The sequence below is a fragment of the Mesorhizobium sp. IMUNJ 23033 genome (assembly GCF_044778005.1).
Taxonomy (GTDB): Bacteria; Pseudomonadota; Alphaproteobacteria; order Rhizobiales; family Rhizobiaceae; genus Mesorhizobium; species Mesorhizobium amorphae_A.
Map to the genome: position 1 here is coordinate 23,279 of NZ_JBJACT010000022.1, position 25,419 is coordinate 48,697.

General features: G+C 58.9%; 23 protein-coding genes and 1 pseudogene. 12 read left to right on the top strand and 12 right to left on the bottom strand.

Annotation, left to right across the window (positions count from 1 at the left end; all coding sequences use genetic code 11):
• Positions 1 to 34: 34 nt before the first annotated feature.
• Positions 35 to 955: a PIN domain-containing protein gene (locus ACFX5Q_RS22205; RefSeq protein ID WP_404281404.1), complete on the top strand. Its 921-nt coding sequence runs from the start codon at positions 35 to 37 to the stop codon at positions 953 to 955.
• 765 nt (positions 956 to 1,720) lie between these two features.
• Complete coding sequence (locus ACFX5Q_RS22210; RefSeq protein ID WP_404281405.1) at positions 1,721 to 2,323, top strand: recombinase family protein; 603 nt, start codon at positions 1,721 to 1,723, stop codon at positions 2,321 to 2,323.
• A 48-nt stretch (positions 2,324 to 2,371) separates the two neighbouring features.
• Here the strand turns inward: ACFX5Q_RS22210 and ACFX5Q_RS22215 are convergent, their stop codons facing one another.
• Positions 2,372 to 2,914, bottom strand: coding sequence for a hypothetical protein (locus tag ACFX5Q_RS22215; protein ID WP_404281406.1), 543 nt, complete (start codon positions 2,912 to 2,914; stop codon positions 2,372 to 2,374).
• Between the two features lie 107 nt (positions 2,915 to 3,021).
• Between ACFX5Q_RS22215 and ACFX5Q_RS22220 the strand changes: the two genes are divergently transcribed.
• Complete coding sequence (locus tag ACFX5Q_RS22220) at positions 3,022 to 3,726, top strand: SOS response-associated peptidase (RefSeq protein WP_404281407.1); 705 nt, start codon at positions 3,022 to 3,024, stop codon at positions 3,724 to 3,726.
• 149 nt (positions 3,727 to 3,875) lie between these two features.
• A complete protein-coding gene (locus tag ACFX5Q_RS22225) occupies positions 3,876 to 4,718 on the top strand; it encodes a hypothetical protein (RefSeq protein ID WP_404281408.1) in 843 nt (280 codons plus the stop codon).
• A 28-nt stretch (positions 4,719 to 4,746) separates the two neighbouring features.
• Here the strand turns inward: ACFX5Q_RS22225 and ACFX5Q_RS22230 are convergent, their stop codons facing one another.
• A complete protein-coding gene (locus tag ACFX5Q_RS22230; protein ID WP_404281410.1) occupies positions 4,747 to 5,067 on the bottom strand; it encodes a hypothetical protein in 321 nt (106 codons plus the stop codon).
• Positions 5,068 to 5,134: 67 nt separating this feature from the next.
• Positions 5,135 to 5,347: a hypothetical protein gene (locus ACFX5Q_RS22235; protein ID WP_404281411.1), complete on the bottom strand. Its 213-nt coding sequence runs from the start codon at positions 5,345 to 5,347 to the stop codon at positions 5,135 to 5,137.
• A gap of 224 nt (positions 5,348 to 5,571) precedes the next feature.
• Between ACFX5Q_RS22235 and ACFX5Q_RS22240 the strand changes: the two genes are divergently transcribed.
• From ACFX5Q_RS22240 to ACFX5Q_RS22250, 3 genes are all read left to right on the top strand, one after another.
• On the top strand, positions 5,572 to 5,835 hold the full coding sequence (locus tag ACFX5Q_RS22240; protein WP_404281413.1) for a hypothetical protein: 264 nt from the start codon (positions 5,572 to 5,574) through the stop codon (positions 5,833 to 5,835).
• Between the two features lie 846 nt (positions 5,836 to 6,681).
• Positions 6,682 to 7,263: a hypothetical protein gene (locus ACFX5Q_RS22245; protein WP_404281415.1), complete on the top strand. Its 582-nt coding sequence runs from the start codon at positions 6,682 to 6,684 to the stop codon at positions 7,261 to 7,263.
• 386 nt (positions 7,264 to 7,649) lie between these two features.
• A complete protein-coding gene (locus ACFX5Q_RS22250) occupies positions 7,650 to 8,006 on the top strand; it encodes a hypothetical protein (RefSeq protein ID WP_404281416.1) in 357 nt (118 codons plus the stop codon).
• Positions 8,007 to 9,355: 1,349 nt separating this feature from the next.
• Here ACFX5Q_RS22250 and ACFX5Q_RS22255 read toward each other — a convergent pair.
• The 6 genes from ACFX5Q_RS22255 to ACFX5Q_RS22280 form a co-directional block, all read right to left on the bottom strand.
• Positions 9,356 to 10,699: a hypothetical protein gene (locus ACFX5Q_RS22255; protein WP_404281418.1), complete on the bottom strand. Its 1,344-nt coding sequence runs from the start codon at positions 10,697 to 10,699 to the stop codon at positions 9,356 to 9,358.
• Between the two features lie 458 nt (positions 10,700 to 11,157).
• On the bottom strand, positions 11,158 to 12,330 hold the full coding sequence (locus ACFX5Q_RS22260) for a hypothetical protein (RefSeq protein ID WP_404281420.1): 1,173 nt from the start codon (positions 12,328 to 12,330) through the stop codon (positions 11,158 to 11,160).
• Between the two features lie 133 nt (positions 12,331 to 12,463).
• The gene (locus ACFX5Q_RS22265) at positions 12,464 to 12,835 is read right to left on the bottom strand and encodes a hypothetical protein (protein WP_404281422.1); all 372 of its coding nucleotides are present in this window, start codon (positions 12,833 to 12,835) and stop codon (positions 12,464 to 12,466) included.
• Positions 12,811 to 14,007, bottom strand: coding sequence for an abortive infection family protein (locus ACFX5Q_RS22270; protein WP_404281423.1), 1,197 nt, complete (start codon positions 14,005 to 14,007; stop codon positions 12,811 to 12,813). Before ACFX5Q_RS22270 ends, ACFX5Q_RS22265 begins: the two co-directional genes overlap by 25 nt.
• Before the next feature lie 221 nt (positions 14,008 to 14,228).
• A complete protein-coding gene (locus ACFX5Q_RS22275) occupies positions 14,229 to 15,419 on the bottom strand; it encodes an ImmA/IrrE family metallo-endopeptidase (protein WP_404281425.1) in 1,191 nt (396 codons plus the stop codon).
• 5 nt (positions 15,420 to 15,424) lie between these two features.
• Positions 15,425 to 16,141 (bottom strand): hypothetical protein, encoded by a 717-nt coding sequence (locus ACFX5Q_RS22280; RefSeq protein WP_404281427.1) that lies wholly within the window; start codon positions 16,139 to 16,141, stop codon positions 15,425 to 15,427.
• A gap of 712 nt (positions 16,142 to 16,853) precedes the next feature.
• Here ACFX5Q_RS22280 and ACFX5Q_RS22285 point away from each other — a divergent pair.
• The 5 genes and pseudogenes from ACFX5Q_RS22285 (at position 16,854) to pmtA (ending at position 21,167) form a co-directional block, all read left to right on the top strand.
• Positions 16,854 to 17,984, top strand: a complete 1,131-nt coding sequence (locus ACFX5Q_RS22285; RefSeq protein WP_404281429.1) for a Fic family protein — start codon at positions 16,854 to 16,856, stop codon at positions 17,982 to 17,984.
• A gap of 436 nt (positions 17,985 to 18,420) precedes the next feature.
• Positions 18,421 to 18,582 (top strand): hypothetical protein, encoded by a 162-nt coding sequence (locus ACFX5Q_RS22290; RefSeq protein ID WP_404281431.1) that lies wholly within the window; start codon positions 18,421 to 18,423, stop codon positions 18,580 to 18,582.
• Positions 18,583 to 18,763: 181 nt separating this feature from the next.
• Entirely contained in the window at positions 18,764 to 19,609 is an 846-nt protein-coding gene (panB, locus tag ACFX5Q_RS22295; RefSeq protein WP_404281433.1) for a 3-methyl-2-oxobutanoate hydroxymethyltransferase, read from the top strand.
• A pseudogene (gene panC, locus ACFX5Q_RS22300) lies at positions 19,606 to 20,494 on the top strand (pantoate--beta-alanine ligase). Before panB ends, panC begins: the two are co-directional and overlap by 4 nt.
• A gap of 76 nt (positions 20,495 to 20,570) precedes the next feature.
• On the top strand, positions 20,571 to 21,167 hold the full coding sequence (gene pmtA, locus ACFX5Q_RS22305; RefSeq protein ID WP_404281435.1) for a phospholipid N-methyltransferase PmtA: 597 nt from the start codon (positions 20,571 to 20,573) through the stop codon (positions 21,165 to 21,167).
• 871 nt (positions 21,168 to 22,038) lie between these two features.
• Here the strand turns inward: pmtA and nadC are convergent.
• The 3 genes from nadC to nadA are packed head-to-tail and all read right to left on the bottom strand — an operon-like array spanning position 22,039 to position 25,398.
• On the bottom strand, positions 22,039 to 22,863 hold the full coding sequence (gene nadC, locus ACFX5Q_RS22310) for a carboxylating nicotinate-nucleotide diphosphorylase (protein ID WP_404281436.1): 825 nt from the start codon (positions 22,861 to 22,863) through the stop codon (positions 22,039 to 22,041).
• A 19-nt stretch (positions 22,864 to 22,882) separates the two neighbouring features.
• Positions 22,883 to 24,427 (bottom strand): L-aspartate oxidase, encoded by a 1,545-nt coding sequence (locus ACFX5Q_RS22315; protein WP_404281438.1) that lies wholly within the window; start codon positions 24,425 to 24,427, stop codon positions 22,883 to 22,885.
• On the bottom strand, positions 24,424 to 25,398 hold the full coding sequence (gene nadA / locus ACFX5Q_RS22320; RefSeq protein ID WP_404281439.1) for a quinolinate synthase NadA: 975 nt from the start codon (positions 25,396 to 25,398) through the stop codon (positions 24,424 to 24,426). Before nadA ends, ACFX5Q_RS22315 begins: the two co-directional genes overlap by 4 nt.
• Positions 25,399 to 25,419 lie beyond the last annotated feature (21 nt).

Below are 25,419 nucleotides of genomic sequence, written 5' to 3' on the forward strand. Positions count from 1 at the left end.
TGAGCTATGATCCCCGCCGGGTTGGGGGTGAATCATGGCAAAATTGGTGGCTAAAGAAAGTTGGTTGATATTTATCGATACGAACATCTTCTTAGATTTCTATCGCATCGGCGGTGAGAGCGCAGACCGCCAGTTAAGGGCTCTTGATCGACATAGAGATTCGATAATAACTGGCGACCAAATTCGAATGGAGTTTTTGAAGAACCGCCAGAAAGTTATCGTAGACAGCATCAGCAAACTCAATAAGCCGTCAAAACTCTCTGTTCCGCCAATTGTGACAGACTATCAGCCTGTAAAGATGCTTGGGAAAAACCTAAGTGAGGCGCAAGTACAGTTCTCAAAAATTCGAACCAAGGTCGAGAAAATCTTGACCAACCCACTTCACAATGATCCGGTGTTCAATCTTGTCAATCGTATCTTCAATCACAAATCACCGCTCAATCTCTGCAGGCCGGACCCTCAGCGTTTTGAGATTAGGAACCTGGCTCGAAAGCGCTTTGTGCTTGGATATCCTCCTCGCAAGAACAATGATACGTCCATTGGTGATGCAATAAATTGGGAGTGGCTTATTCGCTGTGCGAAAAATAGCACCGAAAACCACAGCGTAATGATTGTGTCGCGAGATGGAGATTTCGGCGTTTCGTACGGGAATGACATGTTTCTAAACGACTGGCTGCGTCGTGAGTTCAAGGACAGGGTCAGCCGAAAGAGGAATATCCAACTTACCAATCGTTTGACGGATGCGTTGCGAAAGTTGGACGAAATGGTCGCTCCCGAAGACGAGCAGGAAGAACGCAAGATCATCCGAGACGATAGTAACGACTTGTTCGGAAGCCTTGAAAAGCAGCCATTACGGGTACCTCGTGGGATGTCTCGCGAGGCATTTGAAAAGCTCTATCGCGAGTTGATCGGGGAGCCACCCAGCGATCGCAATCCTATAACTCCCTTTGACTAGCGCGGCATTGAAATTTGGGTCGCCCATTTGAGACCCCATCTCGTGAGGGCGCCGGCGAGCTTTCCCCCCGTGCCCCTCCCGCCGCCACGTTTTGCCGGCTTTGTGGCAGCCCGCCGCTGAGCTAGTCCTTGCCCACCCACCCAGCCCACGCCCGATCAAGGGCCTGAACTCCTAGCGCCACCAAGTAGTCTGGTCATAGTCTTGCGCCCTACTGGTCTGCTCGGTCACGAGCTTGACGCGCAATCTCCGTCCAAGACCGACCTATTCGGCGCTTTACCTTTATCAGTCGGGCCACGATGGCGACTGCCAGGGTATCCAAGGCACCCGGGCGCAGTGCTCTCCTAATAAGCACGGCAGCCAAGACCACTAGGCCCAGTAACACAGAAAGTGCGAGTGCGTCTCTCCACACTGAGCTGGAGTCTATGGCTTGGGCGTACGCTGGCGATGCGCATAGTAGGCAAACAATTAAAATAAGCTGGCGGCGCACGTTTCGTCCCTTCCTGATGTGGCCGCCATCTTAGGCCGGGGTGGGTTCTCAAATCCATAGAGCACGGTCAACTTTGCGGCTCTTATTGCGAACGCGCTCTGGCGATCGTCCCGCACGGGTTCTGCTGGTGTTTAGGGGGAGCGCGGAGAGGGCCGTGAGCGTGGGACAAGCCGTCTCACTAGGGCAAGCCCGTGTGAGTCTCCCAGAAGGGGCTGCTTCGAGTCTCACATAAGTAGTCTCTTGACAGTTTTCGGCAAAGTCTCGCATAATGGTCTCACATGGCTATCCAAATGGAGACTTGCGCAATGTCCACTGCCACCCTCGTAGGCTACGCCCGCACTTCCACCACCGATCAAAAGGCCGGCCTTGAAGCTCAGCTTCGCGACCTCGCCGCAGCAGGATGCTCAAAAGTCTTCCGCGAGGAGCTTTCCTCCGTGGCTGACACGCGGCCCCAACTCCAAGCCACGCTCGATTGGGTAAGAGAAGGCGATACGATCCTCGTCACCAAGCTGGACCGACTAGCCCGCTCTGTGGCTGACCTCGTGGTAATCACCCAAACGCTGCGAGCGAAAGGTGTGGGCCTTCGCATCCTCGCCATGAACCTCGACACCACCACTCCCACCGGAAAGCTGATGCTGAACCTGCTGGGCTCCATCGCGGAATTTGAGCGAGAGTTGATGCTAGAGCGGCAGCGGGAAGGAATCGCCAAGGCAAAGGCAGAAGGGAAGTACGTTGGTCGCCAGCCTACCGCCCGGCGTCAAGCCGGCGAGGTGTTGCGCCTTAAGTCGGAAGGCAAGTCCGCAGGTGACATTGTGGCAGCCCTAGGTATTAGCCGTGCTTCGGTCTTTCGAATTCTGGCCGAGCATGGGGTTGGGAACTAGATATTTGTTGCCTTGCTTTCGGTGGCGAAAACCGGCTGAGGGCGAGCGTTAAGGGTTTGGGACATCGTAGACTGAGACGGACGTGAATTGCAGTCGAGGGTCTGCCGATTTGGAGATTTGGATGCTAAGAAAAAGTGGCTTTGGGGAGCCTATTAAATCCAATTGATACGCGATCACCAACGATGAACCCTGTATCTCTTCAGCCATCTTTCGGCTTCTAAATTTCTGCTCGATGAATGTCTTAATCCCGGACGCGTTGGAGTTTTCAGTAGTGATGGTGCAGCTTTGGCTCGTCCCAGGGTTCGCCGGTTTACGCGCGAAGCTGACGATGAATGCCTCATCCCCGTCATTTAGACCCCACCCTGAAGTTGCCTCTGGCATTGCTAGTCGCAAGTCATCAAGAGCAAGCTCTGTCACCTCCATTTTATAGAACTGCGCCGTCTGCTTAACCATTGGGCCGAGCAGGCTCTCGTCCAGGCGGCCGCCAATGCAAATGTTTTCCAAAAGGTCTTCGAGTTTCCCGCCATCCATAGCATATGCAAGCGACGGAAGAGCTGCCAGCGCTGCCGCCATCAAAATGGATTTGAGCATTTTGGTCCTACCCTAAAGACTGTTCCATCTTGGCCCGATTCGGTGCCCCAATGGGTTGCAAGGCAATTGCCTAGCACGGCGAGGGCACTTAGGGCACATTCGGGTTCATGTGCAATCTCTACAACATCACCACCAGCCAAGATGCCATCCGCGAGTGGACCCGCGCCATGCAGGACATCATGGGCAACCTAGAGCCCTCCCTAGACATCTATCCCAATATGCCCGGCCCTGTGGTCCGCAACGCCCCCGATGGCCAGCGCGAGGTTGCCAAGCTGCTTTGGGGAATGCCGACGCCGGCCGAGCGGGTAAAGGGCAAGGCGGACTATGGCACGACCAACATCCGCAATCCGCAGTATGGCCATTGGCAGCGATACGTCGGCATCGAGCATCGCTGTGTGGTGCCGGTGACGAGCTTCGCCGAACCTAGCCCCACGCCGGGCGACAAGGACCCCGAGACGGGCATACAGCGGAACTATTGGTTTGCCTTGATTGATGAGCGCCCGCTGTTCTTCTTCGCCGGCTTGTGGACCCGGTGGCAGGGTGTCCGTAGGGTCAAGGACGGCCCCGGCGACTTTGAGCTTTACGGCTTCATGACGACCCAACCCAACGCCCTCATCAAGCCGATCCACGAGAAGGCCATGCCGGTCATCCTGAGGACGCAAGAGGAGACGGAGACGTGGCTTACCGCGCCGTGGTCGGAGGCAAGGCGGCTACAACGCGCGGCACCGGACGATGCCCTTATGATTGTCGAGAAGCCGGCCACGCAGATCAAGTTTCCGCAGCAGGCTCCGGCTCAAAGTTCGCTGCTTTAGTTAGGACCACACCATGACCGTCGCGAAACCGAGAAGCCAACACTAGCGCAACGGCAGCCGCTGCGCGGGTCATGCTGACTTTGGCCTAATAGCCCTCATATGTTATTGATCGCCGATCTGGCAACTGTGCGCTCTCATGCTCCTCCGAAATGATCAATCTTCAATCTTCAATTTCCGCCATAGAGAATTTGCTTCTGGAGGGCTCGGAGGCAAGTCTGACCTACGCCGCGCTAGAGTGTCGTCTAGCGATTGAGCGGATTTGTTATGAGCGGTTGAGGGTTGCGCATGACTACATATCGCATGATGACCTAAAACGTTGGCAGCCGCGAGATATCGTGAACATCTTAATCCAAGAAGTTGACTCAAAAGCTGCATCGACATTCACTCTTTCTGTTTCGACAGAGCCGAGCCCAGAAGGATCATCTCCTCCAACGGTTGAGGAATATGAGGCGATGGAGTTCGTTCCGATTGGGACGCATGTGGGCTTTAATCCTAGTTTGCTAGGAAAACTGTGGAACGCATTGGCAAATCTCGCGCTGCATATAAGCGTTCCTGAAAGCAAAGATACTCCGGTTGATCGGTATGGTGATCCAGAAAAGATTAGAGCAAAGGTTTCTGAAACCCTTGACGAGATAAGACGGATCAGTGCGGGAACACTTTTGTCTTCGGGTTTTGGTGAGGAAGTCTCGTTTTATTGCTCCTGCGGCGCGAAGAATAGAAGGCGACTTAGCCTGCTTAAAGACGGCCAGACTGTTAGCTGCATCAATCCGCAATGTGATGAGAGTTACGAATATGAGGAAGGCTCCTTGTCTTTTGGACGTAGAACCTTCGCCATCGTCTGTCGCAAGTGCGGCCACCAAAGAGACGTGCCCAAGAAAAAGGTAGAGAATCTGCGCACAGATCAGCATGTTGGTTTTGATTGTGAACGCTGCGGGGACCAAATCTTAATTCAATGGCGTCCGATGCAGGCACAAAGAACTAACCCGAAGTAGGATGTGAACGGCTCGAAAGAGCTGCTTCTCAGGCTTCGTCACGCCACACGATCCGCCTCACAGTCCTTATTTCGGCCAGCCGCCGAACCCGAATGCCCTGCCTCTCCCGTGCCGTTGGGTTTTGCGTCTCGGCATGCATGCAGTCGTTCTTGCCGCACCGCTCGCAACTCATTTTGCCCCCCACCAATTCGACCTCGATGTCCCCGAATATTTCCCTGAGGTCGCTCGGCTGATACCAGCGCTTGACGTTACAGAGCCCGCAGCGGACGAGCACGAGCTGCCCGATATCATGGGCATTGCCGAGGGTCCAAGCGCCGCCCCGCTTTTGTCTTCCGTCAATGTCAGGCATGACCCAATTTAGGAACTCATTCCTCTCCCCAGTCAATTCATCCTTGACAATTTTGTTCCGTTTTTGTTCACTGCAAGCATGCTGCGTTCGGAGTAACCATATGGACGGCACAGTTAGTGACGAAATCAGGCTTCCAGGGCCGGAACACGTCACAGCGCCCGGCGTCCAGCATCATTGGTGCGAGCATCCCGGCTGCGGCAAAGATGCCGGATGGGGTTTGCATCGCGGCGACGGCGAAAACCACCTGTGAGACAGAGCAATGCCAGCCGAGCAACAGCAAGTCGATCCTCCTGCGATGGACTGGGAGTTTGCAGTCGATGAGGTCATTGCAGCCTACGGCGGGGATGCCCGAGAGGCCGTGAAGGCACTCCTCGCCGTCAACGCCTCGTTGGAGCGGGAGGTGGCCTTATGGGCTCCAGCCGTGAGCTATGGGTTTAGCCGGGGGTGGCATCGGCGGCAGCGCGGCGGGACCGACTAACCAGCGGCCCAAGGAAAGGCAACAGCATGTCAGATCACGTCCTTCCGCAGCAGAAGGCACCGAAACTAATCGTCGTCACCGCTTTCGACCGTGATGAGACCGGCGACCTCCAACCAGTCTACGGGCCAGCCGAGCAGCAGACCGAGGACCGGGCGATACGGACCGCCAAGGGCCTCGCGGGAAAGCATGCTGGTGTGATCGCGTGGTCGCGTGATGCCAACCCCTCGCTTGGCGAATACGGGGAACCCACGACACTCTTTGTGGGTGGCGACGTGCCGGACATGGAATAAAGCGAACTTAGTGAGACCAAGGGCGGCACTGCGGCATACCCGATGCGGCGCCTATGCAGACCGGTACGTCACCTGTTCTGGTATCAATGCGCCACCCCACGAGGGACAGACACCGATGTTTTCGGCGTCATGTTTTGAACTCAGGGTTTCCACACCCCGAAGCGCCGCGTGAGCACTCGCAGGCGAGTCTAACCGACAGCTAAGGCAATGCAAGGTGGTCCGCTGCGAAGTGCTTGCGCGGTCACGAATGCTGTGGCTGCCCGCTTCGGGGCGCTGTTTTGGTACCTGGTACCTGGTGCCTGGTGCCTGGTGCCTGGTGCCTGGTGCCTGGTGCCTGGTGCCTGGTGCTTGGTGCCTGGTGAGTGGCCTGCGTGGTGCCTTGGTGCCGAGGGGGTGGATGAACTCCACTAGTAAAGGGGGCGGCCGGTCCTGTCGTTGAGGGGTGTCTTTGCCGGGGATGTCCTGGCTTGGGGAGGGTGCTGTGCCCCTGTGCGAGGGCGGTGCCATACCCGTAGGTGTGGTGGGTGTGCCATGCCCTGGGTAGTGCTGTGCCAAAGGCTATACCTAGTGGGGGGAGATGTCCCTAGTTATGATGGGGTCATGCTAGGGTGATACAAGTACTACTGCCTACTACTGGTCACATGGGTGAGCATGCCGGCCCGAACGCCCTTGGGCTATACCTGTCTATCCCCCTATGAGTACCAGTTGTCCGGAGAGTCGATGCCTATATACGAGGTTGTCTTCTATAGAATTTCCGAAAATTACGGAATTTAATCTTGACATTCCGACGATTCTCGTGACATATCGGCGGAGGGAGGAGTCTCAACAAAAATAGGCAATGCAAACATGAAGAAACAAAATGATCGGCCTCCCTTTCGAGACACCCCGCTGATAACAATCGAGCGTCTCAGGGTGGATTGGAAAGAAGCCCTAAGGCTCCTCCCCGAGTGGGCTGGCACGCCGTACTTCCTGGACGACCGGGTCCACGTAGTTGTGGGCATCAAGCACCCGCTTCCCATGATCTTGCCGCCGCTCGAAATGGCAATCTTGGCCGAGACGACGCGCTTTGGGCATGGCGTAGTGACCAATGCAAACGGGTCCGGTCCTAACAGCCGCGCGTATGCAAAGCTTTCCCTGAGGGAAGCCGCCGACCGCAACCCGACCGTACGGCGATACCTCACGGGGGCAGACGAAGGCACCGCAGTGAAGGCGTTGGAAATCGAGAGCGACTACAGCGCCGCCAACAGCTATTTCGTGCCTGACGGCCACGCAAAAAGAGCCGCCCGCGAGGAAGTATTTTCTCACGTCAAGGCTCTCGCGCAGGCACACCTAGCGCCACGCGAACTCGAAGCCTACCTCGCCAATCTGGCCGAGCTTCTCGATGCTTTAGACCGTGGAACCCTCGATTTGTCCGAGGCGGCCGAATAGCCTTGAGTATCGCGAGCAACCCGTTTGACGGAAGCATCGCGCATTGTTCGGTTCCAGGATGTCAGCGACCAACAGCGCTGGCGACTGGGGCCGGGCGTGCTCGTTTCCATTGCCGATACCACTTGCAGCACAAGGCTCGTCACGGCTCCCACTGGTGCGCAACCTATCGAGCGGCCGAGCTTAGGCCTTACGTCATTGCCGCGTCCGAGTGGCTTGCAGAGTTTCCGCCACACGGTGCGGTTGCCGCTGCCATGGAGGACTTAGCCCACATCCTTGCAGGCGCGGGGCGTGTTGACCCTGCAATGAACTTGCGTGGGCAACCAGCAAGCTACAGAGCGCGTGTTGCATTCGCCCGACTGCGAGAGGCTGGCATTGAGCCCCGCCGCTTGCTGGCCATCTATTTGGGCGTAGGCGCATTGATCGAAGACGACCTTGGGTCCCATCGCACCCAGGAATTCAAGATCGTGCAGGCTGCCAAGGCGGTCCACCGGCTCGCGAGCGGGACGCACAGAAGCTGGGAGATGTTCAACCCGCTGGGGCCGGACGTTCACACGGAGCTTCACGCTTACCCAAGATCTTCGGGAATCGTGCTGCGAAAGATCGGAGAGAAGCTGGAGAAGGCAGGAGAGCCACTGGCTCGCGAGGCAGTCCCAGAAATCATCGCCATCAAGACGAAACGTTTTGGCCCGCACCCGTCGCATCTACCCGGATGGCGACCCAGTTGGGAAAAGTGCCGGGCCTAGCGGATGGTGCGCAAAGGCAAACGATCGAGTGACGTGGTTGCGGCATCCGGGTGCTCACATGTTGAAACCGCCTGGAGGACCACGACAAGCTTAAGTCCCCCCATTCCCCTTGTGGTGCGCCGTGGTGGTGGTCCTCGGGGCCTTGCCTTTTCCGGCCCCCACCCAATCGCTGCCAGCTCATGGCCAACGCTTTAAGTTCCCCCGCTGTGTGACTGCCATTGATGGATGATCTTTCCTCCCCCACCGACCATTGGTTCGACCCTTGGGCCACCTGCGAGGGACCACACCTAAAGGCCCTCTCCGAGCCCATCGCCAAGCAAGTGCTTCAAGCCCCCACAAGGGGACATCAAGCCCGCACCAGGCAGCCCAAGCAGGAGCAGGTGGAGAGGGTCAGCAACATCGTATCCTGCCTGGTGGCCAACCTTGCAGTTATGCATCAAGCTCACCCTGAGCACAGGCGGCTCGCCATCCCCCTACGCCACACCTCATTGTCCCGCTATGATCGCAGGGGCTTTGGGCACCTCCCCCATGTCATCGACGCAATGGCTGCCCTGGGCCTAGTGGTCAAGCACCCAGCCCACATCAAGAAGCGCAGGACAGGGATAGAGGCCACCGGAGAGCTGCTTGAGGCTCTGCTTGGGGCTAGGGCTGAGGAGGTGGGGAGAGCACAAGGAGAGGAGACCATATGGCTCGCCGCGAGGATGGGCCGTGATGCCATAGGCAAGAAGCTCCCCTTCGAGCTGGTGGACTACAAGGACACCGAAGAGACCCACCAACTGAGGAGGGAGATGGAGGAGATCAACGCCTTCCTCACCAGCCAGCGGATAGAGCTTCAAGGCTACCGCCAAGCAGGCATCAGGCTGGCTCGCCACTTCACCCTTCGCAACGTTACCGATCCGCACGCCTTCAACCTTCATGGCAGGCTCTACGGGGGCTTCTGGGAATCTATGCCGAAGGCCTTGCGGGCTGACCTTCGCATCAACGGGGAGCCGATTGCCGACCTCGATTTTGCCAGCATGTTCCCAAGGCTCGCCTATGCGCGGGTAGGGGCTGAGCCGCCTGAGGGTGACCTTTACGCCATCCCAGGCCTGGAGGGGCACCGTGCCGGCGTGAAGGCGGGCTTTGCGGCCATGCTGTCGTCTTCGAACGAGATGACCCGCCTGCCGAGTGGCGTAAAGGAGTTGCTGCCTGCGGGCTGGACGGGGAGGAGGCTGGCTGAGGCAATTGGCTCTAAGCACCCGGCCCTTGTGCCGCTCTTTGGCAAAGACATCGCGATGGACTTGATGTTCACCGAGAGCTGCATCTTGGTTGCCGTGTTGCTGCGGCTGTCGAGGATGGGGATTGCGGCCCTACCGATGCACGATGGGGTGATGGTCCCGTTGAGTTCGGGGCGGTATGCCAAATCCACTATGGAAACTGCTGCGCCCGCATATTGTGGGATCGACATCCCCGTTGCAGCGAAAGTGGTCTGCCGGCGCGTTCGTTGAGCGGGGGCAATCCGCCACCAAAGCACCCGGCGAGACAGAGCGTATCAACGGGCAGGCCAAAAGCGAGAAACGACCCAGGGCCATCTCCGAATACGACGCGGTTTCCTCGTTCGATTGAAGGGGGCAATTAGCCGCTAGGGCGTGCCCACAGGACGCCGCCGATGCCTTGAGTGCAGCAACCAGATTGCCGCTGAGTGCACCATAGGCTGCCGCAGCAATCGTGCCGGCTACCGTTGCAATTACTACTGAGATAGCTTGCTCTGAGTAAGCTCGGAGAGTTCGTGGTCGTTCTTCGTTCATGAAGACCGCAGCATTGCTAATCAGGGCCTTGTGCAGGGTGAAAATGGCGCCAATCAGGGCGAACAAAACAGCCAGAAACAGCAGCCGCTTTGTGAATGTCAAATCCGGCAATGCGGCTATGCCGACCACAAACATCACGCCGTTGACGTTAAGTCCAAACCTTTTGATAGAAGTGATCGTCCGGGTCATACCACGGTCAACCACCGATTTCAGGAAGTCGGCCTCACCACGGGCCCAGGACTCTTGGCCCCCTTGTACCAAGATCGCGTTTTCGCCGTCTGCATCCAATTCCACGACCACGACCCGGTTGATAAATTCCGTTTCCCTTTCCTGAACGTTCAGTCGCAAATAGCGGATAGTCGAAAGGTTCTTACTCGCATCAATGAACTGGTCGAGAGCCATTGTCTGGCGGGTCTTCCGGTCGCTAAACGTGACAAACAGCTGGCCGACCTTGAAGTCCTTGCGGATTGCAGAAACAATCTCATTGAAATCAGAGCGATACAGGCGGATCGCACCGAGCTTCCTGGTTTCGGTGTGAACTGTGCCGCGCATATCTTCAGCGGCTTCGGCAATGCCGGCAGCGTCGTGAGGGTGAAGGATAAACGTACCGGCATGCCCGAGTTCGGATTGCCAGTCGCCGGTGATTGAACCCTTTGAGCTAAGCTGACCCGCGCCCCGAATTGGCGATGTCGCAACACCGGGCTCCGATTGGACAACTTTTCCGGTAAAATGGAGGGCCGTCCCGTCGAAGCTGCCCTCGCCGTCATAAACTGTCAGGCCGAATACAGGGTCCATAACGCGAAGCCGAATCTGAAAGGCCTTTTCGGGGCCGGAAATCTCGCAGTAGAGGTTTCCCGTGTTCGTACCGAATAGATTGCCTGCCCAGCGCTTGGAGAGCCCCGACATATGATTCCCACCCCTGCCTGAGTCGGAACGATAGCTAACTCTTCGGTGGGCCGGTTCGACTATTTTGGGGCACCGCCATGGGGCACCGCCACTGGAGTGTTCTTTTGAAAGCGTATTATTTTCAGCTAGTTATGACAATTCTGCAAAGCTGGCGGAGAGAGCGTCTTTCGATTCCATGCCTATCATATTGAAATTATTGACCTTTTTCGGATGTTTGTTACACGGTTTGTTACGCAGCTACCACTACATGATGTTCGATCGCGCCAAGCTCAAAGGTCATTGAGCAAAGGTTGGTCGAACGCAAGCGGGCACATCCAGAGCTTCAGCCTCGGCCAACCTGGTGGCACCCGCTGAAGGTCGACGCTGCGACAGACCTGCGGCTATCCTCTTCGCAGTGGTAGTCACGCTTCATCCTGTCGATGATGCTACGCCGGCCTCAAGCAGGGGTGTCAACCTAGCTAGATCGGTGACGCCCCGGCCAAAAAGTCCGCGCGCCACTTACCGTCCCTTTCTTCAATCAACAGATGGTATTTGGCACGTGGAGCTGGTGCCTTAAGGACGACACCGAGGGGATCCAGATAGCGTTTTCTTATCCTCTCTTTTGTGAGGCTCAAAAACGATGCATTCTCAAACGACGGGCCACGCACAAGGTTGGCAGATCCGCTTAAGACCTCGGACGTCTCCCCGAGGCCGATATAGACCTTTGCGTGAAAATCCTGCTTCTTTGCGTCAGCGGCGACGATCCTGTTTTCGAGGCCGAAATCGACGAGTACCTTATGGTCAAGGCCCGTCTCTAAGAGTGCGGCCTTGTAATCATTGTAGCTTGTTGCACGGGTGATAAAGGTTGTGCGGCTCGGATCCAGAATACCAAGCAACCACTCCCAAATCTCGAGCTTCTGCGATTTGGTCATATACTGGTGGGCGATAAACGGGCTAGCGATTACGACCTGATCAAACTTGAGCCGCCAGCGGGCGACCAACTTCTCGAGTGCGTCCATGAGGAAGGACTTAGAAAAAATCCCGGTTAGATTCTCCTCAAGGGAGGTCCCTTCCACGTCCGCGAGAAGCATGTCCTCTGCCTGTGGCAACAAGTCGAGCCGGAAGGGACAGTAAAAGACTGCGTGGTGCGTGGCCCCACACGCGCACGGCACCCTGAGCCGAACTGCCACATGTGTGACATCGGGTGATCTGCCAGCCAATGAAAAGTTCTGAGCTTTGGCAAGTTCGGCATGCACGTAAGGCAGCATACTCCGCAGCTGCGCCAAGGCGGAACTTTCCATCTCGTCGCCATTGTCAGAACAGTAATAGATAGCGCTCTGTCCGTAATTGAATCTCAGGACGTCTGGGTTCATGTCGAGTGAGAACTTGGCAATCTCTTCCGCTGACGGCGCCGAGCCTAAGTATTCACCGTCATCGTCGTCCCAGCAGTCTGCGATCAAAAATCCTTTAGCGATCGATTCTGTAGGATTCCTGAGAGTGACGGTGAAATGCTTTTTGCACTTCTTACACTCAATCACCCATCCGCCGCGATCGTTGATCATCGGGAAGGTGATCTCAACGTACTGGTGCGGTTCTCCGCAGTATGGATGCGGACATTTGGCTACGAAGGACCGCGCGCGTTGTCCGTACATCAGTTAGAATTCTCCGTTCTACTCGTCTGTCTCGCGCAGCTACAGCCTCGCTGCGACGTGCATTGAAGCTGTACCAGCCCGTGGATCGGTCTGGCAAAAGGGCCAACAGACCTACGACGACCGGGTTTCCAGATCAGCTCGCCAGGCAAACGACCAGCGCCCCCTTCTTGATATCAAGTCGCTCTATCATTGCCGGTGATAACTTCTTGCGCGATTGGGCCGGCTCCCGAACTTCAGCTTTCCCCAAGATTGTCCGGAAGCTGCCAGTCACTGCTTGCCGCCCAATTAAAGATGCCGGAATCCAGCTTGGCGGGCGAATCCGGTGTGATCTCGCAATCCGCCGCAACCATTCGCATCCGTCGCAGTTGCCGCCGTTGGAAAGGACCCGGAACGTCATTGCCCCTGCGCTGGCTTCGCCAAGAAAGTGGAAGGCAAATATCATGATCTGCAGGGAACCAGAAGCGTCGATCTGTGAACAAGCTATACGCCCTTCTTCGCCGCCCACGTCGACACCAGAAACGTGGCCATCGTCCCTGACAGATTGACGGCGAGCTGTGCATGACGGGCGGCAGGCTTCACCTTTTTCGGACCCGGGCTGTGGGCGTCGCCGATCTTGTTGCGCAGTGACCCCAAGGATTCCACCACCGATTGACAGCTTCCAAGGATCTGCTTGAAAACGGGTTCAGTGTGTCCGTCGGGAGCCAGGTTGAGGATCTTCGCCAGTTTCCGATACAGAGCTGGCAGGTCGTCCCTCTCCTCGAACGTCTCTCCCGCCTCGACGATGATCCACTTGCACACGTCTTCGAGCAACGTCCTGGCCAGAGTGATCGCCCCTTGAGGATCGGTATCCCGGCGATCGAGAGCCTGGGTCCAGCGCACGGCCACCGTATCCGGCTCGAAGTCCGCAAGCACCTGCGAGATCGTGTCATCTGCCGGGCTGCCGATAGCGGCTGGTTGCACTTCGTACACGGGACTGCCCGACAGCCGCCGGACAATGGTCAGCCGATAGCCGTCATGGCGCAGATGCTCATTGATCGCCGCGGCGAGTTCGGGCTGGATCTCGGGCGACTGCGTGAGAGGACTGGTGACCTCTTCCAGAAAGCGAAAGAATTGCTTCTGCGAGCACTTCAGATAGCCGACCACGTCGAGGACCTCTCGGTTACCCCAATCATTGTTTCGAACGATCGCGTTGAAGAGATCATCGTCCAATGTCTGCTCAGAAGGCGCATTCTGGAACACTGAAGGCATCTGGCCTGTGGGCCAAACTCGACGGATGAACTCGATTTCTTCAAATTCGGTGCTGTATGGCCGCTTGTCAAAGATCGCCATAATGCGGCGGCGGGTCAGTTCAGAAACGGTGGCGTGATTGGTTTCCTGAAGTTTGGCCAGGGCCTCGGACACATCGTAGGAATTTACTTCTTCGAGGAGCCTCGCCGCGATCGGGATCAACTCGGCCGCCGATTTCTCGATCAGACGTCGTTCCGCGTATTTGAACTTGCTCTTGAACGACTCCTCGCGGTCCCCTTCTCGAAGCCCGAGACGACCGCAAAGAGAAGGCACTTCGTTGGCGCTGAAATCAGAGATAGCACCTGCCAAAGCATTTCTAAGCTGCTTGACCGCCGCCGTCGAATACTGCTGCACTGCCTGCCGATTCACTGCGAGATCCTTGTCCTTCAATTTACATGCAAGCTCGGCATTGGTGCCAGCCGAAGCCGTGGTCGCTCTTATGATTCTGCAACGCTGCACTGCAGCCGCCGTATGAAGACACTGTTGATACTGCAACCGCGCTCGTCCATCGAGATGCGGATCGCCAGCATCGAGTAACTACATCAAAGGCAGCTTACGCCTTCTAAGCGGACGGGCAGAAAACCGCCCATTGTTTGCCGTACGTCCGCTTATTATCGGCGCGACATTGGTATGATCTCGCCAAGCTGGCCGATTCGTTCCTCGCCGCGGGTTGGTGATCCAGGCTTCAGCTTCACGACTCGAGCCGGCTCTTGCGAAAGCCAACCCGGCGGAAGTCCAGCCAAGCTCTCAACATCATGAGCGAACAACGGCAGATCGCGCCGAAGCTCCTCCTTGGACAGCCCGCCGTCATCCACCAGGGTCCGAAATACATCTGCCAGTAACGAAGGCTGCTGCAAAGGCCATAAGTCATCGTAGGGTTCGGATCCCGAGTAGCCCTTTGCGCTGTAGCTCCTATAAAGTCGGGTCGCGCCCTCAGTATCAACAATGCAGAGGCGCTGGAGCCGCATGATCTGAGCCTTGATGGACACACGCCAACGAACCTTCAAACGCTCCAGTTCCCAAAGTGAGGCACTGGTGACCTCTGCCGGAAACTGGCTCGCAGGAAGAAGCAAAGCTGAGGCGAAGCGATGAGCCTGGTCTTCGATTAGCTTGAAGTTCTCGACCAACTCATCCTCTGCTACCGCACGGTGCAGCAAAAGGTGAGCCAGTTCATGCGCGGCATCAAATTGCCTTCTCGCGAAGGACTGCTTGTCGGCGGCTAGAAGTACGTATGGGCGGCGGTCGGATCCCCACCTGCTAAGACCGTCCAACTGCGTTGTCTCCATCGGCTCGCTGGCCACCACGACGCCGATCTGTTCCAACAGAGCTATCATGTTTGGAATTGGCCGTAATCCGATTCCCCAGTGCTCTCGCACTGCCTGAGCAATGTCCTCCAAATCTTCATCCCGCAGGCTTCGGTAGCCGACACCGTTGAGGAAATCTGGCAGGTCGACTTCAGGGAGAAATGCGTAATGGCCGGCAACTGCCGTGATGTCTTCAAGCCATGATAATCGTGCGAGCTGGATTGAGCGATCCGCCTTCAGTGCGCTCGCGAGCGATCGAAAAAAAGTGGTTCCGACATCTGGGCGGGGCGATAAGAAAAAATCGACCGGGACCGCCAGTGCCTTCGACAGTTCCTCCAGTGCAGGGCCTTCCGGAGCGGTCTCGCCATCTTCCCAGCGGATAACTGTGCTGGGTGCGCGCCCCATCATGTCGGCAAGGGCCTTGCGAGAGGTGATCCCTCGTGCCAGCCTTGCTTCTGCGAGCTTTTGCCCGTCAAATCCCTTTACGCCGCTACGCAATATTCTCAGCCCTCAGCTTGGTCGCTCTCCATCCCGGCCATCGTGTCCTTGAAGCTCCTGATGACCGATCGCAGCGCGATACCACGCTTCGGAGCTTCCCGCGACGCCCCATATCCTGCGAGGAATTCCTCGATCTTTTCCAGGACGATAAACTGCTCAACCTTCGTATCGGCGACACCCACCGAAATCGAAGCCAGCTTGCCGATGGCGAACGGATCGCGCTGGACCATAGTCACAACGAAGCGTTCACGATCAGTGAAGCTCTCCCGGGAGCGGAACAGATCGCCGTCCAGCCCCCGGTTCCCGCTGCACAGAGCTAACCGCGTTGCATTCTTCACGGGAGCGTCGTCCCCAAGGCGATGGGACGCGAATCCGACCAGAGTACCGCCGAAGCGCCCGGTCGTAAGGTACACGGGCAGTTCCCGCACCTCGTCCGCTCCAAACTCCACCTTCACCCGGCTCACGAATTCGCCGCCGTTGCGGACGATTGCCTTTTCAAACATCTCGTCCAACACCTGATGCCGGACGAGCCCTGCCGCCTTCGACTGTCGCTTGCGGGACAACGACACACCTCCGGTTGTCGTTTCAGTCGACACCGCGACTGACATCTCAGCCTGCCGAGCTCCTATAGGGAAGTCCTGCTGGACATCAACAAACAGCGCGCGCGGCACGTCGCGCCGGATCCCGTCCAGAATATGTGCTTGCTGCTCATCATCCACCATAGGTGTCTCCGCGCCCAATGAAGCCAGATTCGCATTATGAAGGATTCGTGTCATAAAATTTTGCACTTTGCAATCACTGTATATTGGGATGCACACTTAATCCGGGCTGCGCCTGCGATCTGTGGGCGCCTGATAGGATCACGAACGACTCGGGTCGTGGCGATTACCTCCGACTCACGGCGTCGGCGCCAATGACGTCATGGCCGCCGCAATCGGCGGCATCAAAGGGCTGGAGGCGCAGCGTATAACCGGCGGCGAGGCTGCGCCACATCTCGACCTCCGCTCGACCGGGTAAAGGTCTTCTATCGCTTGCTAGTCATCGAAAGCTGCCGGTTCGGTTCTCGGTCCCAATCATTGCCGGTCAGCTCCGCGTCTGCTGCCAATCATAACGCCAGTTCCACAATTCTCTGGAGCACCTCATGCGTGCTCGCCGCGATTACGCTGGCGCACAGGTCCCTCGTGAGAATGCTATTCCGGGTGATTTGAGTTAGCCCACGTCAGAGGTCCGCGCTACGCCGGATGCCGGATCGCTTGTCGGGTCGTGGAGTGCCGATACCTACGCCTCTTTTGAGCCGGGCTCTCATCCGCACCAGATGCTCCGCGGCGATCGCTTTGCGGAGCTTTACGGCTCTATTCTCCGCGTATCATGCGGTGAATAATCTTGTGTCTGCGGCGAATATACGCTATATTCGCCGCAAGGAGTGCGGAGAATATGCCCACCTATATCCATGAGCTTGAGGGTTGGCCTAGGTTCGAATGGAACAGTCAGGGTCTAGCTGAGCAACTGGCTGCGGTGCGCCATCGGCAGGGCCGGCTGCTGGGCCGAATGGAGGCGCTCGGGTTCGAACTGCGGGCCGAAGCTGTTCTGCAGACCCTGACCGAGGACGTGCTCAAGTCCAGTGAGATCGAGGGTGAAGTTCTCGACAAGGAGCAAGTGCGCTCTTCCATCGCCCGTCGCCTCGGCATGGACATCGGTGCGCTGGCGCCGGTCGATCGGAACGTTGAGGGGGTGGTGGAGATGATGCTCGACGCCACCCAGAATTATCAGGCGCCGCTCACAGATGAGCGATTGTTCGCCTGGCATGCGGCGCTGTTTCCGACCGGCCGGAGCGGGATGACGAAGATCATTGTCGGCGCGTGGCGCAATCAGGCGTCAGGGCCGATGCAGGTCGTGTCCGGTCCGATAGGCCGCGAGAAGGTACACTACGAAGCCCCGACGGCGGGACGGCTCCAAGGTGAAATGGCTGCCTTTGTCAACTGGTTCAATGCCGAAGTGCCGTTAGACCCCGTGCTGAAGGCGGCGGTCGCCCACCTGTGGTTTGTCACTATCCATCCCTTCGAGGACGGCAACGGCCGCATCGCCCGGGCCATCGCCGACATGATGCTGGGGCGATCGGAAGGCAGTTCGCAACGCTTCTACAGTATGTCTGCGCAGATCCGTCTGGAGCGGAAGGACTATTACGCCATCCTCGAACGGACCCAGAAAGGAGCCCTCGACATCACCGACTGGCTGCAATGGTTCCTGGCCTGCCTCGACCGCGCGTTCAGCGGTGCAGAGCAAATCCTGGGTAACGTGCTTCAAAAGGCCCGTTTCTGGGAGGCGTTGGCCGGCCAGCAACTCAACGAGCGCCAACGCAAGATCGTAAATCGGCTCCTGGATGGCTTCGAAGGCAAGCTCACCTCTTCGAAATGGGCGGCGCTCGCCAAGACCTCGCCCGACACGGCCCTACGCGACATCAACGACCTCATGGCACGCGGCGTACTTGTAAGGGATGAGGCAGGCGGACGCAGCACGAGCTATTCGCTGGCGAGCTTGGGCGGCGATGCGCCCATACATGTCTAGCCGGCGCCTTGGCGGGTAAGTCGATGAGGCCAGCACGGACCTAGGCACTGAACGCAGTGCCCTGACGTTCGCTTCGTGGCACTTCCTGATAGGCTTGCCGCTGCCGCACGGGCAACTGCAGTGACCGCGGACGCGATCCTTTATGATGGCAATGGAAATTGCCCAGGGCGGCCGGGTCGGTGATGCCCCCCGACACAACCCCGGAAGCCATATTCACGAATCAGACAAGCAGGCTGGATGGCTTTTGGGCTTTTATGCTTACCGGGCGGCGCTCGGGCAGCAAACGACCCAGCGAGCTCGCAAATCCACCCGCAAAAGGCCTGGGTGGCTGCCGACCGCAGCCAACGCGCTGGATCCGGGTGTTTGCTGTGCTTTAGCGGGCGGCGCGGGGGCGATTTCGAGGATGACCGGGCATCCCAAAAGCAACGACTGAGCGATGAGTCCCTCGGGCTCGGACGACGTACGGCAAAGCATTCGCCTGCCCGATGGTGAGCCCGCCTGGCTCGCCATTCGTCAGGGCTACCACGACGGTGATCAGGACCGCTTTGACGTCGTTGGCCTGCTCCCGATCGGCCTTTTCCTGGTTGGCTTTGCCTGATGGCCATGATCCCTGGACTGCCAGAGGTACGCTGACGCAGCTGAACCGATTTAATTGAAACTCTACGAAACTGTCGGCGCGTGAACACTACGCGCCATCGCAATTTTGGCTCTTCGCACCTGCACAAAAATGTGCCAAACGCGGCAACCATGGTTGGTACCGTTGGGGAAGGATCCCTCGTTTGAGTGCGGTTGCTGACACCAAGGCGATCACACCGCCGGATATTCGTTTGCGGAAAGGTGGAACGCCGCTCGTCTGCCTGACGGCCTATACCACGCCGATCGCAAAGCTCGTTGATAGGCATTGTGACATTGTTCTGGTCGGCGACAGCGTCGGCATGGTGCTCCACGGCATGCCGTCGACGCTGGGCGTAACGCTGGAGATGATGGTGATGCACGCTCGGGCCGTGCGTCGTGGCCTGGAGCAGGCCCTGATGGTCGTCGACATGCCGTTCGGCTCCTACGAGGAAGGCTCTGAGCAGGCCTTCCGCAACGCGGCAAGGCTCATGGCCGAGACCGGCTGCGCGGGAGTCAAGCTCGAAGGCGGCGACGAAATGGCCGAGACGATCCGCTTTCTCGCTGGGCGCGGCGTGCCGGTCATGGGACATGTCGGCTTGACGCCGCAGGCGGTCAATACCTTCGGCGGCTATCGTGTGCAGGGCAGGGGCGAGGATGCCGAGCGCATCCGCAGCGATGCCCTCGCGGTGGCCGAGGCCGGTGCCTTCGCGGTGGTGCTGGAGAAGGTCCCCGAGGCGCTCGCCCGCCGCATCACCGGAGAGATAGCGATCCCGACCATCGGTATCGGCGCCTCAGCGGCCTGTGACGGGCAGATCCTCGTCGTCGACGACATGTTGGGCATCTTCGGCGACTTCCGGCCCAAATTCGTCAAGCGCTATGCCGAACTCGGTGAGATCGCCGAGGCGGCGATCGCGGCTTACGCGCAGGAAGTGCGCGACCGCAGTTTTCCAGCGGACGAGCATGTCTTCGGCGATGCGCCAAGGACGGTAAATAGTGGAGAAACGGCATGAGCATTCCGATCGCACGAACCGTCGCCGAGTTGCGCACTGCTGTCGCGGCATGGCGTCAGAATGGCTTGAAAGTCGCTGTCGTGCCTCATGGGTGCCTTGCATGAAGGCCATTTGAGCCTGGTACGTGCCGCACTCGCCAAGGCCGACCGGGTTATCGTGACGCTGTTCGTCAACCCAAAACAGTTCAACAGCTCTGCCGATCTCGCGGCCTACCCGCGCACCGAGCATGACGATGCCGCCAAGCTCGCTCCACTCGGCGCTCATCTCCTCTACGCGCCGAATGCGGCGGACGTATATCCGGAAGGGTTCGCCACCACGGTGTCGGTGGGCGGGGTGAGCCAGGGGCCTGTGCGGGGCGTTCCGTCCCGGCCATTTCGACGGCGTGGCAACCGTCGTCGCCAAGCTCTTTCTCCAGACGCGCGCTGATCTCGCCTTCTTCGGCCGAAGGATTTCCAGCAACTGCACGTCGTTCGCCGGCTCGTCCGCGATCTCGATATTCCGATCGAGATTGTCGCCTGTCCGACGGTCCGCGAAGCTGACGGCCTGGCGATGTCATCGCGCAATGTCAGGCTCTCGGCCGAACAGCGCCTGGCAGCGCCAAAACTCCCCGAAGTCCTCTCCGCGGCGGCCGAGCGGCTGTCGGCGGCAGTGCGGGGAGAGCTTGTGCTTGCCGAGGCTAGGCGAGCGATCCTCGCTGCCGGTTACGACGAGGTCGAATATCTCGAACTGAGGGCTGACGACGACCTATCGCCCCTCACGGCTGCAGACCGGCCTGCACGCCTGATTGCCGCGGCCTGGCTCGGCGGTACGCGGCTTATCGATAACGTCGAGGTGCTGCCCAGGCAGCGCAAAGACGAGGTGATCGCGGCAGCCAATGCCGCATGATTTAAAATGTCGCAACGCTTGTACAAAGGTGCGTCGTCGAAATGAGCCAGACAAATGGCCTGAGCTGGGAGTGGATATGGTCTTTCGATTGAAGGAGCGCCTCGGCAGGAAGTTTGAAGAGGAAGTGCAATTCTTCAAGGGCTGGCAAAAGGACAAGAATCGGGTGGGCGCGCTCATGCCAACGTCCGTTCATGCCGCCCGTCGTATGGCAAGTGTTATTAACCCGGCATCCGGATTGCCGGTTCTTGAACTTGGCGCAGGAACCGGCGTCATCACCAAGGCCATCCTGGAAAGGGGCATCAAGCCGCATCAGCTGATTTCGGTCGAATATTCCAAGGATTTCTATCAGCGCCTGACGCGACGCTTTCCGGGCGTGGATTGTCGATTGGGCGATGCGTTTGCTCTGGGAGAAGTGTTGGATGAACGGAGCGGGGAGCAATTCGACTGCGTCATAAGTGCGGTGCCGCTACTGAGCTTTCCGATGGAACAGCGTGTTGGCCTGCTCGAGGATCTGCTGGCCCGCATACCCGCTGGCAGACCGGTGATTCAAATCACCTACGGACCTTTGTCGCCGGTGATCAAAATGCCCGACCGCTACGTCGTGTCTCACTATGATTTCGTCGTCCGTAACATCCCGCCCGCACAGCTGTGGACTTATCGACGAGCAGTCTGACGGCGCGCGGCGGAAGACGGCTGCAGTTCGCAAATCGTGCTGAGGCACGGGACGATGATTGCGACGACTTCGCATCGATCGCGCTTTGTCGCTGCCACCGTTTTGGGAGCCCGCTATACCTTTGCCCACAGGCAGGTGCTCACTCATCGGCTATGCGCTTCGCCCTGCGGACAAGAGACAGCGAAGCCACCACGGCCGCGAAAATCTCGCGACGGCGTCTCGATACCGGGACCGGCCCGCCATTTTTTGGAGGCGATCCGCGCAGGTACCTGGCGTGGATCCTGCCATCTATCTCCTGAGCGCGTCATAGCCGTCGTCCATCCACCCGGCCGAACCTCCCGATCGCCGGACCCATGACGAAGATTCCCTCTGAACAATAGACCTCTTCTTTAGAGCGTGACGCTCTGCGCCGTCTTGCCGTGCTTGGCGTGACATTCTGCCATTCCCTACCGCGCGCGGCGAAACGCGTTCACTCTACCGTGCGATGGCCTTGGGAAATACGACAGGCGAACCACAATAGTCATGTTTAGGCTGAAGACTTTTCAGCGGACCCTAGAAAAAGGAAACGGGAGTTCTTCCTGTCCTTACGAGGCGCTTTCATTGGAGATCGGCAAGCCGCCGCAAAACGGTCGCTCGCATGTGACTCCATTCTTTTGCGGCTTCTCGAAGACAAAAAACTTGGCTCCGCGCACACTGTCTTCGAGAGGCTTCTTGCGCGGCGATTGTGCTGGCAATCATGCACCCCGTGCCGCGCATCGATACGGCAAGGCGCGGCGTGTCGAAGCGGATTGGTTCTTGATCGTGGCCCTATCTTCGTCGCCTGATTCATGCCGGTTCGAACGCCGATGGATCCATGTGTTTGCTCGGGTTATCAGGCCGCTCGATAATCAAGTCCGATATCGAGGACCGGCGCGCTATGCGTCAGCCAGCCGATGGAGATAAGATCGATGCCGGCGGCGATGGCTGGCGCTGTTGACGCGGTAATCCTGCCCGATGCTTCGGTGATGGCTCGACCGGCGACCATCGACACCGCCTGGCGCAATTCGTCAACCGACATGTTGTCGAGCAGGACAGCGTCGGGTGCGAGCGTCAGGGCCTCTTCCAGCTGGGTCAGCGTATCGACCTCGACTTCGATCTTGACGAGATGACCCGCACTATTTCGCGCGCGCTTGATGGCCGCACGGATCCCGCCGGCGATGGCGATGTGGTTGTCTTTGATCAGGATGGCGTCGTCGAGGCCGAAACGGTGATTGGAACCGCCACCAGCGCGCACGGCGTATTTTTCGACAGTCCGCAAACCCGGGGTGGTCTTGCGGGTGCAAACGATCTTCGCAGGGTATTCGCGAACGGCTGCGACAATCGACGCGGTTGCTGTAGCAATGCCACTCAGATGGCATAAGAAATTGAGCGCGCTGCGTTCGGCGGTGAGAATGGCCCGGGCCGGGCCAACCACCGATGCGATGACCTCTCCTTCCACGACACTACTGCCGTCTGGCCGCTCCACCGAGATTTCAACGTCGGGACTGATCAGGCGGAAGGCGAGCTTGGCCAAATCGAGCCCCGCGATAATCCCGCACTGGCGCGCCGCCAGCACGGTCCTTGCATAGTGATAGGGTGCCACAATGGCGTCCGTGGTTATGTCACCGGCCCTGCCGAGGTCTTCTAGTAGGGCTGCCCGCACCAGCGGTTCGAGCATGATGGCGGGCGGGCTGAGGTCATGACGTGAGGCCTGCCAGCGCTGGGGAGTGTGCCAGTTCCCGCGCTGCCCCTAGGGCCGCTTCGAGTGTGATTTCGGACCGTCTGGCGTCGGGTGCTTGATGGGGAAAATCCGTGCGGTAGTGAGCACCTCGGCTTTCCTGGCGCCGCAACGCTGCAATCGCGATCATCAGCCCGACTGCGGCCGGATCCGCTGCCGCATCCTTGCTTTCGGCAAACGGCAACAAGGCGCATGCGGCTGCTTTCAAACCTTCGCCATTCCGGACGATGCCAAGTGCGGGCGACAGGAAAGGACGCACGGGTATCGGATCTGGCGATGGGTAATCGTCTCCAAACGCAGGCTTTGTTCTGCGCGCAGGGGTTCCGGCAACGCTTTCAGCGACCCAGCGGGCGCACACGACCGCCTCGGTCAGGGAATTGCTGGCGAGCCTGTTGGCGCCGTGCAGTCCGGTCGAGGCAACTTCGCCGCAGGCCCACAGCCCCTTGACGGAGGTGCGGCCGGACCCATCCACGGCCACTCCACCCATGTGGTAGTGTTGGGCCGGACGAATGGGAATGAGATCGCGCGCCGGATTGATGCCGACTCCACGGCAGGCAGACGCGATTGTCGGGAACTGTCGCGCAAATTCCGGGCCAGGCCGTTGCCGCGCGTCGAGAAAGACACGGTGGCCATTCGCAAGGTGGTTCCACACGGCGCGCGCCAAGACATCGCGAGGCGCAAGTTCCGCCCCTGGGATGTCATCGAGAAATGGCCGGCCGGCTTCGTCGATGAGGGCGGCCCCTTCGCCGCGGACAGCCTCGCTGATCAGCGTCATCGGGCGCTCCGACCTGTCAAGCGCAGTCGGGTGGAACTGGATGAACTCAAGGTCGGAAAGGACAGCCCCAGCGCGGGCCGCAAGCGCCAGGCCCTGTCCGCAACTTCCAGATGGATTGGTGGTATCGAGAAACAATCCGCCGATCCCACCGGTGGCGAGAACGACGCGCCGTGAGGCGAAGAAGACCGATCCTAGCGAACAGCTCGCCCAGACGCCGCGGATCGCATTGTCGCTCACCGCCAGCCGGCGCGCTTCCACGCCCTCCAGGACAACAATCGATGGAGTGGAACGCACGGCCGCGATCAGGGCACGCATGATCTCACGCCCGCTGCCGTCGCCATGCGCATGAACGATGCGACGCCGGCTATGCGCGGCCTCCAATCCGAGGCGCAGACACCCTTTCAGCGTCCGGTCGAAGGGGACCCCGAGGCCCGCAAGCCCTTCGATCGCAGCAGGCGCTGCCTTTAGGACGCGGTCCGCCATGTCTCTGTCGCAGAGCCCGTCCCCTGCGGTAAGCGTGTCGGCAAGGTGCAGCGCCGTATCATCGTCATTACCGAGGCTCGCGGCCAGACCGCCCTGTGCCCAGGTGCTCGACGTGTCGGCCCCCAGCAGGGTCCTGGACAGAAGAAGCACTGGCTCCGGCGCCAGATGAAGCGCGGTCATGAGCCCGGCGATGCCGCCGCCAATGATAATGGGCCGCCCGAAGAAGCTGCGGACATCGGCGCTCAAAGTGCCAGCATCCGTTCGACCGCAAGCCGCGCGCGCTGGGCGATTTCCGGCTCGATTGTCACGATATGGCGGTTCTGCTCCAGCGCCGCACGGATGTTGGCGAGTGTTATCCGCTTCATGTGCGGGCACAAATTGCAGGGCCGGATGAACTCGAGCTCCGGATGCTGGAGCGCGACATTGTCGCTCATCGAACATTCCGTCAGCAGCACTACGCGTGGCGGCTTTTGCAGCCCGACATAGTCGGACATGGCCGCGGTCGAGCCGGAAAAGTCGGCCTCGGCCACCACTTCGGGCGGGCACTCGGGGTGAGCTAGCACCACGACGCCAGGATGTGCCTGACGCAATTCACGAACGTCGCAGGCAGTGAAGCGCTCGTGCACCTCACAATGGCCCTTCCAGGCAAGGATCTCGACATCCGTCTCGGCGGCGATGTTCTTGGCCAGGTATTCGTCCGGCAACATGATGACGCGAGGCACGCTAAGCGATTCCACCACGGCCCGAGCATTGCCCGAGGTGCAGCAGATATCGGACTCGGCCTTCACGGCGGCAGACGTGTTGACATAGGTGACGATCGGCACATTCGGGATGCGCTGACGCATCAGGCGCACGTCCTCGGCGGTAATGGACTCCGCCAGCGAACAGCCTGCGTTCAGGTCGGGGATGAGGACCGTCTTCTCGGGATTGAGCAGCTTGGCTGTTTCGGCCATGAAATGCACGCCGGCGAGCACAATGACATCCGCTTCGGTCGAGATCGCCTTGCGGGCCAGCGCCAGGCTGTCGCCGACGATGTCGGCGACGCAATGGAAGATCTCCGGTATCTGGTAGTTGTGCGCCAGGATGACTGCGTTGCGCTCCCGCTTCAGCGCCAGAATGGCCTCGATGTCGTCCACAAAGGTCGACCATTCGATCGGGGGGATAACGCGCCGAACGCGGTCGTACAGGGACGCGGCCGAAGGCAGGATGGTGCTCATCGAGCCTCCGTTATAGTCCAC